The organism is Flavobacterium selenitireducens, assembly GCF_014748335.1.
Lineage (GTDB): Bacteria > Bacteroidota > Bacteroidia > Flavobacteriales > Flavobacteriaceae > Flavobacterium > Flavobacterium selenitireducens.
In genome coordinates this window covers 639,882-653,985 of record NZ_JAAVIY010000001.1, presented here as the reverse complement: position 1 = coordinate 653,985, position 14,104 = coordinate 639,882, and the positions used below count along the sequence as shown (strand labels likewise).

Annotated in this window: 15 protein-coding genes; 6 read left to right on the top strand and 9 right to left on the bottom strand. The window is 48.4% G+C overall.

All coding sequences use genetic code 11. The features are described from left to right. Window positions 1–7: 7 nt before the first annotated feature. On the bottom strand, window positions 8–1,222 hold the full coding sequence (locus HC229_RS02845; RefSeq protein ID WP_191018919.1) for an RsmB/NOP family class I SAM-dependent RNA methyltransferase: 1,215 nt from the start codon (window positions 1,220–1,222) through the stop codon (window positions 8–10). 132 nt (window positions 1,223–1,354) lie between these two features. On the opposite strand from HC229_RS02845, the gene HC229_RS02840 reads away from it, so the two are divergent. After that, a complete protein-coding gene (locus HC229_RS02840; protein WP_191018918.1) occupies window positions 1,355–2,506 on the top strand; it encodes a poly(ethylene terephthalate) hydrolase family protein in 1,152 nt (383 codons plus the stop codon). On the opposite strand, the gene HC229_RS02835 is transcribed toward HC229_RS02840, so the two are convergent. Both HC229_RS02835 and HC229_RS02830 read right to left on the bottom strand, forming a co-directional pair. Further along, window positions 2,507–4,480, bottom strand: a complete 1,974-nt coding sequence (locus HC229_RS02835; RefSeq protein ID WP_191018917.1) for a KUP/HAK/KT family potassium transporter — start codon at window positions 4,478–4,480, stop codon at window positions 2,507–2,509. It lies immediately after the preceding gene. Window positions 4,481–4,610: 130 nt separating this feature from the next. After that, window positions 4,611–5,954 (bottom strand): hypothetical protein, encoded by a 1,344-nt coding sequence (locus tag HC229_RS02830; protein WP_191018916.1) that lies wholly within the window; start codon window positions 5,952–5,954, stop codon window positions 4,611–4,613. A gap of 213 nt (window positions 5,955–6,167) precedes the next feature. Between HC229_RS02830 and HC229_RS02825 the strand changes: the two genes are divergently transcribed. Beyond that, complete coding sequence (locus tag HC229_RS02825; RefSeq protein WP_332871623.1) at window positions 6,168–7,118, top strand: sialidase family protein; 951 nt, start codon at window positions 6,168–6,170, stop codon at window positions 7,116–7,118. Between the two features lie 35 nt (window positions 7,119–7,153). Here HC229_RS02825 and HC229_RS02820 read toward each other — a convergent pair whose 3' ends face one another. From HC229_RS02820 to HC229_RS02800, 5 genes are all read right to left on the bottom strand, one after another. Next, complete coding sequence (locus HC229_RS02820) at window positions 7,154–7,606, bottom strand: sensor of ECF-type sigma factor (protein WP_191018914.1); 453 nt, start codon at window positions 7,604–7,606, stop codon at window positions 7,154–7,156. Between the two features lie 2 nt (window positions 7,607–7,608). After that, entirely contained in the window at window positions 7,609–8,046 is a 438-nt protein-coding gene (locus HC229_RS02815) for a hypothetical protein (RefSeq protein ID WP_191018913.1), read from the bottom strand. Between the two features lie 12 nt (window positions 8,047–8,058). Further along, window positions 8,059–8,598 (bottom strand): RNA polymerase sigma factor, encoded by a 540-nt coding sequence (locus tag HC229_RS02810; RefSeq protein WP_223845499.1) that lies wholly within the window; start codon window positions 8,596–8,598, stop codon window positions 8,059–8,061. A gap of 88 nt (window positions 8,599–8,686) precedes the next feature. Further along, window positions 8,687–9,796, bottom strand: a complete 1,110-nt coding sequence (locus HC229_RS02805) for an SRPBCC family protein (protein WP_191018912.1) — start codon at window positions 9,794–9,796, stop codon at window positions 8,687–8,689. Window positions 9,797–9,867: 71 nt separating this feature from the next. Then, a complete protein-coding gene (locus HC229_RS02800) occupies window positions 9,868–10,056 on the bottom strand; it encodes a hypothetical protein (protein WP_191018911.1) in 189 nt (62 codons plus the stop codon). Window positions 10,057–10,136: 80 nt separating this feature from the next. Here HC229_RS02800 and HC229_RS02795 point away from each other — a divergent pair, with 80 nt between their 5' ends. Then, window positions 10,137–10,544 (top strand): pyrophosphohydrolase domain-containing protein, encoded by a 408-nt coding sequence (locus tag HC229_RS02795; protein ID WP_191018910.1) that lies wholly within the window; start codon window positions 10,137–10,139, stop codon window positions 10,542–10,544. Between the two features lie 397 nt (window positions 10,545–10,941). Here HC229_RS02795 and HC229_RS02790 read toward each other — a convergent pair whose 3' ends face one another. Beyond that, complete coding sequence (locus HC229_RS02790) at window positions 10,942–12,009, bottom strand: branched-chain amino acid aminotransferase (RefSeq protein ID WP_191018909.1); 1,068 nt, start codon at window positions 12,007–12,009, stop codon at window positions 10,942–10,944. Window positions 12,010–12,280: 271 nt separating this feature from the next. Between HC229_RS02790 and HC229_RS02785 the strand changes: the two genes are divergently transcribed. Genes HC229_RS02785 through mnmD form a run of 3 tightly spaced genes read left to right on the top strand, consistent with a single transcriptional unit; the run spans window position 12,281 to window position 14,048 of the window. Then, a complete protein-coding gene (locus HC229_RS02785) occupies window positions 12,281–12,910 on the top strand; it encodes a DUF4920 domain-containing protein (protein ID WP_191018908.1) in 630 nt (209 codons plus the stop codon). Next, window positions 12,907–13,374, top strand: coding sequence for a hypothetical protein (locus tag HC229_RS02780; RefSeq protein ID WP_223845498.1), 468 nt, complete (start codon window positions 12,907–12,909; stop codon window positions 13,372–13,374). The genes HC229_RS02785 and HC229_RS02780 overlap by 4 nt, the downstream gene beginning before the upstream one ends. After that, window positions 13,371–14,048 (top strand): tRNA (5-methylaminomethyl-2-thiouridine)(34)-methyltransferase MnmD, encoded by a 678-nt coding sequence (mnmD, locus tag HC229_RS02775; RefSeq protein ID WP_191018907.1) that lies wholly within the window; start codon window positions 13,371–13,373, stop codon window positions 14,046–14,048. The genes HC229_RS02780 and mnmD overlap by 4 nt, the downstream gene beginning before the upstream one ends. The last annotated feature ends 56 nt before the right edge of the window (window positions 14,049–14,104 follow it).

Sequence of the window (14,104 nt, the reverse complement as noted above, 5' to 3'; positions counted from 1 at the left end):
ATATTCCTTATTGTTTTCTTTCTAGTAATGCCATGTAGAATCCGTCAAATCCTGATTCGGAAGCCAGGATTTTTTCGTCTTTCACAAAGGTAAAGTTTTTGCCGGCGTCGGTGGTCAGGAAACGCTCGATTTGTTCCTGGTTTTCAGATGGTAGCACCGAGCAGGTAGCGTAAACGAGTTTTCCGCCGGGTTTTACCATCCTTGAATAGCTTTCCAGCACTTCAGACTGGACTTTTCGGATGTTGTCGATGAATTCCGGTTGTAGTTTCCATTTCGCATCCGGGTTGCGCTTGAGCACGCCCAATCCGCTGCAAGGCGCATCGATCAGGACGCGGTCGGCTTTTTCCTGCAATTTCTTGATGACTTTAGTCGAATCGATGATGCGGTACTCGATATTGAACGCACTGTTTCGCTTCGCCCGAAGTTTGAGTTGCTTGAGCTTGCTTTCGTAAAGATCCATTGCGATCAACTGGCCTTTGTTCTGCATCAACGAGGCCAGGTGAAGCGTTTTTCCCCCAGCTCCGGCGCAGGCATCGACGACCCGCATTCCAGGTTGTACATCCAACATAGGCGCAACCAATTGCGAACTGGCGTCCTGGACTTCGAAAAAACCTTCTTTAAACGCATCGGTGAGAAACACATTGGCACGTTCCCTGAGTACCAAAGCGTCGGGCTGGCCGTCGAGATAATCCGTTTCGATATTGAGGTCCATGAGAATGGCACGCAGTTTTTCTTTTGTGGTCTTCAGCGTATTGACGCGCAAAATAACCTTTGCCGGCTGGTTTTGCGCATGGATCTCCTTTGCCCATTTTTCCTCTCCAAGTTCCCTGACGCCGAGTTCGTCCATCCAATCCGGAATGGACTCCTTGAGTTTACGCGTTTTGGAAAGTTCGTCAAAACGACCTTTGATCTTGCGCTCGGGAGTGCCCTGAAGTTGCGTCCAATCCGGGATCGGATAACCACGCAAAACGGCCCAGACTGCAAACAATCGCCAGATGTTGTCCCGGTCGAAGGGTTCCCTGACTTCGGCAATTTCGGCGTAAAGCCTTTTCCAGCGTACAATCTCATAAATGGTTTCCGCGACGAACTTGCGGTCGGCACTTCCCCAGCGTTTGTCTTTTTTTAGGGCGCGGGCAACAGCCTTATCGGCATACTCGCCTTCGTTGAAAATGGCGTTCAGGGAATCTATCGTGGTATAAACCAAGTTTCGGTGTAATCTCATTTTTGGAAATTGAGCGGCAAATGTACCACAAATTTAGCGATTGCGTTCGGGCATAAACAAATGTTTTGCAGTTCCTAACGTGTTTCCGACGACTATTTAGTGTAACTTAGATTGTTACAAAAATAGCAAGTTATGAAAACGAAACACTACTTTTTGGGGCTATTGTTCTGTTCTATTGTCGGATGGACGCAAAATTACGCAATCGGACACGTTGCTACCACGTTCGTGGACGCCTCTCGCAATAACCGGAACATTGCCGTGGAGATCTACTATCCTGCCGGACAGGCTGGCGATAATGTGCCCATTTCCGAAGATGCCTTGTTTCCGACGCTTGTCTTCGGCCACGGATTCGTCATGGGATACGACGCCTATGAGAACATAAGGGAAATGTTGGTGCCTCATGGTTTTGTCATGGTGTTCCCCAAAACGGAGGGCGGCTTGAGCCCGTCCCATCTCGAATTTGGAAAGGACCTCGCATTTTGCGTCTCCCAAATGCAGGCCCTGAATGGCGACGATGCCTCTCTTTTTTTCGGGCATCTCTCGCCGTCGAGCGCCCTTATGGGACATAGCATGGGTGGGGGAGCGGCCTTTCTCGGGATGCAGCAAAACCCGGCGATTACGGCCTTGGCTGTTTTAGCTCCGGCCGAGACGAATCCTTCTGCTATAGGGGCAGCTGCTTCGATAAACGTTCCTGCGCTTATTATTGCTGGTGCAAACGACTGCGTGACGCCTCCGCCTGCCAACCAGTTGCCGATGTATGACGCCCTTTCGGGCAATTGCAAAACGTACATCAGTATTCTTGGCGCGAGCCACTGCCAGATGGCGGCTTTCAATTTTTTATGCCAGTTAGGGGAAGCGACCTGTTCACCCGGGCCGGACATTTCCAGGAGCGAGCAGCATCAGTCTATCGAAAACTATTTGGTTCCGTGGCTTAAGGCGAATTTACGCGAGGATTGTGAAGCGGGCGCGTCCTTCAACGACTTGCTGACTTCGGACGAAGACATAGCCTTTGAACGGAATTGCGAACAATGTGAGTCACTTTCCGTATCCGGGGCAGCGGGAACGAAAACACGGCTGTCACCGAATCCATTCTCGGACATCGTGACGATTAGCATGCAAGGGAACGGCTTTTTGGAATTGTTCGATTCTTCGGGACGCAAACTAATGTCGCGGTCCATCGCAAATGCAGACCGACTTAATCTCGAGTTTTTGGCCCGTGGCATCTACTTCTATCGCATATCGGCCAACGCTTCGAGACAATCGGGGAAAATCATCAGGAAATAACTACTCTTTGTTGCGATAAACGCGCGTCAATTCCATCTTTTCCGGCGGATGCAGCAATAGCGGAAACTTTTCCACCTTTACCGAACTGCTGTCGAGGCCGAACGCTTTCTCCTCGGACAAGCTGAATTTCTTCATCGTAAAATACGTGTTCATGATGACTTTTTCGTCAAACCCGAGATCGCTTTCGTTGGAGAGGAATTTTTCCGAAAGGACAAACTTGAAATCGCCCACGATGTTGTTGCGGTTCAACGACTCGTAACGGCTCGTGACGTCCACTTCGCCCTTTTGCACCATGTCCTTCAGCACTTCCTTGAACATCATCGAGATACGCGTCGGTTCGCGGAAACCAAGGTTGAAATCGATGCGGAACAAATCGTCCCGGATGATCTCGGTCACCTTGTATTCGCGTTTGTAAGGCTCATTTAAGATATTGACGTGAACGAACCAATAGATGTCGGCCCGTTTCGGACGCTTCTGCAGGATCGAAATCATGACCTTTTCCTCGATTTCGTCAGTGCGGTTGGCATTGGTCATATAGACAAGATGCGTCGCATATTTCGGTATGGAAAGGTCGACGCTAAGCTCGGCGAGTACTTTTTTGTAATCCTCAATCTTGACGAACTTCGTGTAATTCTTGGAAATGCGCTTGGCCTTGTACCAGGTCGCCATCACGCCGATGAGCACGCAGGTAATGAACAGCGAAACGTAGCCACCGTGTGGGAATTTGTCAAGGTTGGCCATCAGGAACGAGCCTTCGATAAGCAAATAAATCGTGATGATAGGAGAAAATACGTACCACGGCAAGCGCTTCATGATCATGAAATAGTTGAGTAATATCGTGGTCATGATCATACACAATACGATCGCCAATCCATATGCGGCCTCCATGTGCTTGGATTCCTTGAAATGGAGCACGACACCTATACATCCGGCGAGCAACAGCCAATTTATCGATGGAATGTAAAGCTGCCCTTTAATTTCACTCGGATACTTGATCTTCACTTTTGGCCAGAAACTAAGTCGCATCGCCTCGTTGATCAACGTAAACGACCCTGAGATCATCGCCTGGGAAGCGATAACGGCGGCCAAAGTCGCAATCACGATTCCGAAAGGCTTGAACCAATCCGGCATCATGAGGTAGAACGGGTTTCCGAAATCGCCTCCAAGACCTTGCAATGTCTGGCCTTCATGTTGTATCAGATAAGCAGCTTGGCCAAAATAGTTGAGCACCAGCATCGTCTTGACAAAAATCCAGCTGACGCGGATGTTTTTGCGACCGCAGTGCCCCATGTCGGAATAAAGAGCTTCGGCTCCTGTGGTACAAAGGAATACGAATCCGAGGACATAAAAACCTTCCGGGTGGATCTTGAGCAATTCATATCCGTAATACGGATTGAGCGCCTTGAGCACCTCCATGTGTCCGAAAACCTGGATGATGCCAAGTGTTCCGAGCATCAAAAACCAAATGAGCATCATGGGAGAGAAAAACTTCCCTACGAGCTTCGTCCCGAATTGTTGTATGGTGAACAGGATGACCAGGATCGCAATTACGATCGGAACGGTGTTGAGCTCTGGATAAAACGTGCGGACACCTTCTACGGCCGACGATACCGAAATCGGAGGCGTGATCATGCCGTCCGCAAGCAAAGCCGCACCGCCTATGACCGCCGGCACGATAAGCCATTTGACTTTCGTCCGCTTGACAAGCGCATACAATGCGAACGTACCACCTTCGCCGTGGTTATCGGCACTAAGCGTAATGAGTACGTACTTGATGGTTGTTTGAAGGGTCAGCGTCCAGAAGATACAGGAAATTCCGCCCAGGACGACATCCTTATTGATGGCGTGCTCACCAATTATGGCCTTCATTACGTAAAGTGGGGAAGTCCCGATGTCACCGTAGATGATGCCGAGGGTGATCAATAGGCCCGCAAACGTAAGTTTATTGTGGAGGCCGTGATGTTGTGCACTCATGTTCCGTTAAGAATAAGGTCACAAAGTTATGATTATTAAGTATATTAAAACCAAGTGCGCACTTTATTTTTATCGCATAAAAAAAGCACCACGTCAAGTGATGCTTTGGGAAATATATAGGGTCGTGATATCAATCCCGTCCGCGTCCCCCGCCAGAGTTGCCACGGTTTCCGCCGCCTTGATCAGATCGGGGAGCGGCTTGTCGTTGAACTTGCGGGGCAGCCTGACGCTCCACGCGCGGCGCCTGTTGTCTCTCCATCCTCGGAGCCGATTGGCGTTCCATTCTCGGAGCTGATTGCCTTTCTACGCGGGGAGCTGATTGCCTTTCCACCCTCGGAGTTTGCTGGCGCTCGATTCGTTGTGGTTCGGAACGCTCAACTCTTGGCACCTCCGATCGCTGGGCGCGGTTGGGTTGATCCTCGCGCCCTGTCGTACGGGGCATGCTCTCGGTACGATTTCGTACTTCGGGACGACTGGTTTTGGCTCTAACATTCTCGTTTGCCGATTCACGGGTTTTGACATCGTTCGTGCGAGGTGTCGCGTTTCTCACGGTGTTGTTATTGTCGCGACCGGTTCTTGGATTGTCGCGAGTCGGATAATTTTTGGTCCGGGTATCGCTGTTTTTGACGTTGTCCCTTGTACGGATAGTTTCCGAATTGCGGGTAGAAGTGCGCCCTCCCTCATTTCTTGCAGCACGTGTGGTACGGGTTCCTTCGGCATTCCGCCCGCGATCGAGGCGGCGCGTCTTATCCAATTCGTGCCTGTTGGCTACGTTTGCATGTCGCTGGCTGAACGAGCGCTCGGGATATTGTCTCGCATAGGCATCGGCACGTCTTCCGCGATAAATCGTCTCGGCTGTGCGGCTTCGGCGGACGTTCACGTAATTGTAATGGTTGTGGACATTTACATGTACGTGTACGTGGTTGCGGTAGCGATAGATCGGCATCGGATGCCATACCTGCCAATAATTAGGGTAATATCCCCAGTACCATGACGATACATAAGGCCGGTAGCCGACTGACCACCAGAAATCAAAGAATACAGGGCGCGTCACATAGACGGGCTCATAAATATAATTAGGGCCGTAAAGGTAAGGGTCGCCGATAACCTGAACCTGTACCGCATTGGCACTTCGTTCCGCGTCAATCGTTGCGACGTCCTGGTAGACTTCACGATCCAGAACGGCCTGGAGGATCACCAGTCGCGTGTTGTCCTGATTGACTTCGATGACACGCAGGTAATCGACTTCGTTATCGTTGTTAAGGTCAAGGTTGGAAATCTGGTTGGCCGGATCGTTGAGCCGTTGCTCAAAATCCTCAAGGTTTCGGGATGCCCCGAAAATGGAAGCGACGGCCTTCAGGTCAAGGTTGTCGCTCACATCGTAATTCGTTGCCGTTACCGTCGTGCGGTTTTGGGCGAAGAGCCCGGTCGCTATGAACAGGCTGAATAATGCGTATATGGTCTTGGTTTTCATGATTCGGAGAATTTGGTTTCTGAATTTGAGAGCGGAATTCCAAACACCGTGCCAAAAGAATTTTACCCTTTTTCATCCGGATTTAATTGCCTAACTTTCGTTGACAAGTTATGACCGGACGCCATGAAATATCTTACAGCATTACTTTTGATTTTCTCTTTGTTTTCCTCGCCCACGAGGCGCGCTACATCCCATGATTACAAAAAGGTCGATGTGGACACCTTACTCGCGGGCAACTTTTCGTCCCGCGCCATCCTCATCGACGGGAATAAAATTTGGTATGGAGCCGACAAGTCGCGATATGGCTATTACGACGTCGTCTCCAAAAAACATTTCGAACGGCAATTTTCTCCTGATTCGCTTGAGTTCCGAAGCATCGCCCAAACTGCTAAAAGTATCTTCCTGCTCAACGCCGGAAGCCCCGCGTTCCTGGTAAAAGTCGACAAAATAAGCGGCAAGGCGCAAACTGTCCATACGGATGACAACAAAAAAATCTTCTATGACAGCATGAAATTCTGGAACGAGAAGGAGGGAATCGCGATGGGCGACCCGGTAGAGGACTGCCTCAGCGTACTGGTAACCCGGAACGGCGGCAACTCCTGGACGAAGATTCCGTGTGCCAGGCTGCCCAGGACAGGCGAAGGCGAAGCGGCGTTCGCTGCATCGAATACCAATATCGTCGTAAAGGGAAACAACACCTGGATCGTTACCGGAGGAAGAAAGGCGCGCGTGCTGTTTTCACCGGATAAAGGAAAAACCTGGAAACTTTACGATACGCCTATCATCTCCGGAAAATCGATGACGGGAATCTTCACCGCGGACTTTTACGATTCCAAAACAGGATTCGTTGCAGGAGGCGATTACGAGCGCCCGAATCGCAACCAGGAGAACAAGGCCGTTACCTCCGACGGCGGCAAGACCTGGGCGCTCATATCAGAAAACAAAGGCTTCGGTTATGCCTCCTGCGTACAGTATGTCCCGAAGTCCGGCGGAAGATCGATCGCGACCGTCGGGGCTTCAGGTTTGCATTATTCCAACGACGGCGGCAAGAGTTGGGAACAGTTGCACAATGATTATTCCTTGTTCACGATTCGATTCAAGGACGATAGTACCGCTTATGCGGCCGGCAAGGAAAAGGTCGTACGCATCCGTTTCAAAAAATAAGGAGCCCGTTCAGGCTCCCTTTGGTGTGACTCAGGTCAATCTTTTTTCTTTTTGAATTGTTGAAGCAGCTTCCTATTGAAATCTTCTTCGGCTTTTTTGAGCTTGAGGATTTTGAGCGATCCGATGATCGGGCGTAAATCAGAGACAAGTTTTTTCCGGAGTTGGTAGATTTCGGACTCTGTATTTTCCATTTGCGCCAGGACGGACGACGCTTCCTTGTCTGACATTTTTTCAAGTTCGCCCTCATCGAGCCGATTGCGCAACGCATCCATCTTTTCGCGCCTCAACTCAAATTGCTTGTCGTCGAAGGCATTGTAGATCGGCCAGAATTTTTCGGCCTCGTCCGTAGAGAGCTGCACTTTTTCTGTGAGGAACGCTACTTTCAGGGCTTTTATCTGTTCTTTTTTTTGTTTGAGCCCGCCGCCCTGAGCGAAAACGCCAAGAGAAACGAAAGCGAGCAATAGCAGGAGGAAATGTTTGGTTGTCATTGTCATTCAGTTATGATGTGTTCGATGTTGGCATTGTCAAGGATTTCTTCCTCTAGCGCTTCGTCCGGGACGGGAAGCACGTATTGTTCCGTTATGTTTTCAATATCGGATTCATCCATTGCCGAAATAAGGTCGAGCTGGTTGATTCCGGATTCGTAAGCGAGATATTGCTCGAGAGCCGCATCGTCAATACTTTCCGACGGCTGCCTGACCAGATTGTAAATCGGAACCAGAAGCGATAGCAGCAAGATGGCGGCGGCGGCGTAAAACGTTTTGCGATAACGGACGAACAACGGAAGCACTTTGGTTTCCCGCGCGGCGACCTGCTTGAGGACCTTATCTTCAAAACCGTCGAAATAATGCTCTGGAATCGAAAAACCGCTGCCCAGCTTCGGCTTGTTACCTAGGTTGAAATCGTTCATTTCGCTTTGACTTTTCATTGTTCGTAAAGTTTAATTCGCCTTGACATAATCCTCGATTTTGCGTACGGCGTGGTGATAAGACGCCTTAAGAGCTCCGACGGAAGTGCCCAGGATGTCCGAGATCGCCTCGTATTTCATCTCCTGGAAATACTTCATGTTGAAAACCAGTCGTTGCTTTTCCGGCAACAAGGCGACGGCTTTTTGCAGTTTCAGTTCCATTTCGTTACCATCGTAATGAATGTCGGATTCGAGATTGTCAACCATTTTCGACTGAAGCGCCTCATTTGAAATTCCGCTTTTCCTCGCTTTTTGTTTGAGGAACGTGATGGCTTCGTTCGTGGCGATCCTGTACATCCAGGAAAACAATTTGCTATCGCCCTTAAACCCGGACAGGAACTGAAACACTTTTACGAAGGTATTCTGGAGCACGTCGTCGGCATCATCGTGATCGATTACGATGCTTCGGATGTGGGCGTAAAGCGGCCTTTTGTAATCGTGCATGAGTTTCCGAAACGCCTCATTTTGCGTCTTCGGGTCGAGCAACCGCTTTATGAACTCCTGTTCTTCCAAACCGTCGATTTATTCCGTCGCGTCGCCCTTTCGGATGCGTGACGGGCTGGTTAGAGTGAGATTGCCTGCTAAGGTTTAATCCCGAATTTTATTGGATGGAAAATTCATCCAGGTCGTTCTGGACGGGCTTTGGCTTTGGTGCGATCGCTCTCGGAACGATAGTCTTTGGAGCCGGGGCGGCCGCCGACCTCAAAGGAAAGTAAAGGTGCGTCACCCATTTCGAAGGGCTTTTGACATCCTCAATGTTTTTGGTAAGCACTTCGATCGCCCTGATTTCAGGATCGCGTTCGAGTTTGGCGGTATTGAGGTAACCGTCTGCTCTTCCCCATGCTTCCGGCAAATGAGAGTAATCGCCGTTCAGCGTGATTTTTACAGATCGCATCGTGCGGAATTCCCCGAACGAAATATCGCTCTCCGGTGTCGTCCGCACTTCATCCTTTATGGGAATGCACACTGAGAAACGGGTTAGCTTTTTAGAGACGTCATAAGAATGGAAAAGCACGAATGGCTTTCCTGTTGCCGACAGCTTATTTTTCCTGAAGAAATGCTGCATTTTAGAAAGCATGATCCGACGGTTTTTCGGAGCGTTGTCGATCGTGCTGAGAATGGTCTGCTTAAGAAATTTGGTTCCGCTTTTATAGACGATGCCGTTCTCTGTGATCGAATATGTCGTCATTTCGAAAACCAGCGTTTTGTCGAGATCCGCCAGACTCTGCTCACTTATGGCGCGCAAAAGCCTGTCGAGGCCGCCATTGGCCACAGACTGCACTTTGTACCAAAATCCGACTTTGCCTTTGCGTCTCCAGGTGACTTTGGTAGCTTTTCCTTCGTCTTCGAACTTCCAGGAAATTTGAGATTCGGTGTCGTTGAACACCATTTTCTGGGAAAGGCTGTCGTTGTCTTTTGCGAAAAGCGTCGTGATTTTTCCCTTTCCATCTGATGACGTCCACGAAGCCGACCCGCCTTTACCGACCGTGACGGCGGGATATACGAATTTGGCCGATGCGTCTTCTTTGGTCAACGCATTGAAATTTTCCCAGTTGCGAAAGTCGTTTACATAGCCGAACACGATGGCTCTCGGCGACTTGATCACGCGCGTGGTTACAATGTCGTATTCACTTTTTTGGGTGGAGACGAAAACCGCCACGCCTATGAAGGCAAGCAAGATGAGCAGGAAAATGTACTTCAGTATCCGCATAGGGGCAAACAGGTAATTTGAGGCCTAAAGTTATGAAACCGATTCCACGAATTGGAAAAACATCCGGAAAATCAGCCTTTGAGATAAAATTTGATGGCGAACAAAGCCGCTATGAACGACAGGAAAACGACGAGCACCCAATAGCTTCCTTTGTAAACCCGTTTGTGCAAGGCGGCGTCCTTCTTATAGACAAAGATTGCGGCGATGATGAAACAGACTAAAAAAATACCTGCAAAGACGAGTTGGCCGTTTGAAAACATTGTGCAAAAATTTGGTGCAAAGGTAGTCAAACAGATTGTTAGGGTCGCTATTTTGCAATTGAATTAAACACTAGTCTACGATGCAGAAACAAATCGATTCGGTCAAGGAATTCCACACTTCCTTCGACCTCGGCTATGCCTTCGAACCCAAAGCAGATCTCGGTTCAAACAAAAATATGTTGCGCTTCAACCTGATGAAAGAAGAAAACGAGGAATACCTTGAAGCCGCGCAAAACAACGATATCGTAGAAATTGCCGATGCGTTGGGAGACATGTTGTACATCCTTTGCGGAACGATCATCGAGCACGGTCTTCAACACAAGATCGAGGAAGTGTTCGACGAAATCCAGCGCAGCAACATGAGCAAATTAGGTGAGGACGGAAAGCCGATCTATCGCCAAGACGGCAAGGTCATGAAAGGCCCGAACTACTTCAAACCCGATTTTTCTAAAATTCTGGGACAGGTTTCGGAGGAGTTTAAGGGTTGAAATGTTTAAAGTTTGGGTTGTTTGAAGTTTAAATTGTTTAAAGTTTAAAGTTTGGGTTGTTTGAAGTTTGAAGTTTGGGTTGTTTGAAGTTTAAATTGTTTAAAGTTTAAAGTTTAAAGTTTGGGTTGTTTGAAGTTCGAAGTTTGGGTTGTTTGAAGTTTAAATTGTTTAAAGTTTAAAGTTTGGGTTGTTTGAAGTTCGAAGTTTGGATTGTATAAAGTTGTTAAAAGTTTAAAATTGAAAATCTCGATCATTAATCCCGAAAAACGAATTTTACCTTAAACCTTAAACCTTAAACCTTAAACCTTAAACCTTAAACCTTAAACCTTAAACCTTAAACCTTAAACCTTAAACCTTAAACCTTAAACCTTAAACCTTAAACCTTAAACCTTAAACCTTAAACCTTAACCATCCATCCGAACTCATCGGCGGAAAGCCCGTGCTGTATGTCTGTCAGTTTTTCCTTAAGTAGTGAGGCATAAGAATTACTCATTTTGGGCAATTCGTGGTAGTGGTCGTCATAACTGAATCCGACGATTGGATTGACCACAGCGGCCGTTCCGGCACCAAATACTTCCTTGAGGCTTCCATTTTGCGCCGCCTCGACGAGTTCCGATACCAGAACCGGGCGTACGTCCACGTCAATGCCAAGACTTTTTGCGATGTCGATCAGGCTTTTTCGCGTGACGCCGTCCAAAATCCTTTCGCTCGTCGGAGCGGTGAGGAGGGTGTCGTTTATCCGGAAAAAGACGTTCATCGTTCCGGCTTCTTCGAGTTTTGTGTGCGTAGCGTCGTCGGTCCAGATGATTTGCTGGAAGCCTTTCTCGTTGGCCAGTTTAGTAGGATAAAATTGTGCGGAATAATTCCCCGCCGCTTTCGCCGCACCGATCCCGCCATTTGCCGCACGGCTGTAATGATCGGCTATGATGACCTTGACTTCTCCCGAGTAGTAAGCCTTGGCAGGGGAAAGAATCACCATGAACCGGTATTGGGTCGATGGTGCCGCTACGACGCCTGATCCGATGGCGATCATAAAAGGCCGGATGTAAAGCGTATTGCCTTTTCCTTTTTTGATCCAATTGCGTTCGATGTCGAGCAGGCGTTTGAGGCCGTCAATGAATATTTTTTCGGTAATTTCCGGCATTGCCAATCGAACAGCGGATTTGTTGAAGCGATCGAAATTTTGGTCCGGACGAAAAAGCCAGACGTTGTCGTCTTCGTGTTTGTAAGCTTTCATCCCTTCAAAAATGGCCTGTCCGTAATGGAATACCTTGGCCGAAGGATCGAGCAGGAACGGCTCATAGGGTTTGATCTCGGGCTTTTCCCATTTGCCATTGCGGAAATCACAACTCAGCATGTGGTCGGAAAAAATATTCCCGAATAGTAAATTCTCGAAATCTACCGTATCGATTTTGGACGAAGCGGCGGTTACTACATCGATTTCGTCGTCGGTGTTTGGACTCATTCCATTATCGTATTTGGAAATCACGCGGCCAAGTAATTGACTTACAATTGATTGGTTTTGCAATTTGTAAATGTTCGGACAATAGCGTCCTCGTGGGCTAAAATACTAAAAAACCTTGCTGCCAGGCACGCGCCACCAAATATTTCTGACTGGCTTCTGTCCGAAAAACACAGCTGTCGTCCCAATCGGACATTAACAGGTTAAATTATAGCCGCTTGTCGGAAAAACTGATTATTTTTGCCGCAAACGATAACGAAAATTCCTTAGTAATATGAAAAAAGTATTGTTCCTATCGGCGGCTTTGGTCGCGTTCGCATCATGCAAGCAAGAAAGCCAGCCTGCTCCGGACCAACCGGCCGAAACTCCTGCCGATACCATTAAAAAGGACACGGTTGCGCTTTTCCCGTCGAAACAATCCAGGCTTCTCGCCGCCAATTTCGAAGCTGCGCCGGCCGATTCGCGTTTTCCGAAAGTTTTGTCCACGGAACAGCAAGAGCCTAAATATGCGACTTTCGGCAAGAAAATTACGGCCGACAAAGCGCTTTCCGATGCTGCCATGCTCAAGAAATATGAAGGTCTCAAAAAAGGCGATACGATCCAGATCAAGTTCAAGTCGAAGGTTTCGAGTGTTTGCAAGAAAAAAGGATGTTGGATGAAAATGGATCTTCCGCAAAAGAAAAACGCTTTTGTGAGATTCAAGGATTATGAATTTTTCGTTCCACTAAACGCTGACAATTCCACGGCTATCGTAAGCGGTAAGGCGTACATTGACGAGATTTCAGTGGCCGAGCTCAAGCATTATGCGAAAGACGGAGGCAAATCCCAACAGGAAATAGACAAAATCAAAGAACCTCAAATCACGTATGCTTTCCTTGCGGACGGCGTCCTCTTAGCGCAATGAAGCGATTTTTGACGGCACTGGCTTCGGCCTTGCTTATTTTCGGATGCCAATCCAAGGAAAAAGTTGAGTCGACGGCAACTGCAGATACTACTGTTGTGGCCAAGGATTCGGCATCGGGCAAGAAGTTCGAAATGTACGAAATGTCTGAAATGGCGATGCTCATGGAGCAAATGTATGTCGACAACCAAAGGCTCAAGGAACGTATCAGGAATGGAGAAACGATTGGTGAATTTCCGAGCCATTTCCAAAAGATCCACAGCGCGGCGATGACCGACCCGTCTGAAAACGATGCGTTCTTCAAAGAAAAAGCCGCCGACTTCATCAAGGCCCAGGAATTGATCTACAAAGACCCGAAGAACGCGCAAAAGCACTTCAACGATGGCGTGGACGCTTGCATACAATGCCATCAGGTAAAATGTGCAGGCCCGATCGCGAGGATTAAAAAATTGTATATCAAACAGTGAAACGCGAAATCATCCGCACGGCCGATGGTTCTACTACGATCCACTTGCCGGATTGGGGCGAGTCGTATCATTCCAGGCACGGCGCGATCCAGGAAGCGTACCACGTATTCATAAAAAACGGGCTTTCTCTTTTTGAGGGAAGGCCTGTTTCTATTTTAGAAATCGGGTTCGGGACTGGGTTGAATGCGTTTATCACGTTTTTGGAATCCCAGCGCTTCAAACAAACCATTGATTACACGGGCGTGGAAGCGTATCCGATTCCCGCAACCGAAGTCGTGCAGCTCAACTATGTGGAGTCGCTACAGGCGGAAGCGTATCGGTCGGAATTTCAGAAAATACACGAAAGCGCCTGGGAAACTCCAATCGCCGTCTCCACAACTTTTACGCTAACCAAACAGCAGCGCTTTTTTCACGAGATCGACGATGTCTCCAAATACGATCTAATTTATTTTGACGCTTTCGGATACCGGGTTCAACCAGAATTGTGGAGCGCCAGCATTTTCGCCAAAATGTTCGCAGCATTGAAGTCGGAGGGCGTACTAGTAACCTATGCGGCACGCAGCCCGATCAAACGCGCCATGACTGAATCCGGATTTCGGGTCGGGAAATTGGCAGGACCTCCGGGAAAGCGCGAGATGTTCAGGGCGTTAAAGTCAGAAAATTCATCTTACTAAATTTTAAGGTTTTTTTAAGAATCTGATGCGATGGCCGCGTTATAGGTCAGGTGTTT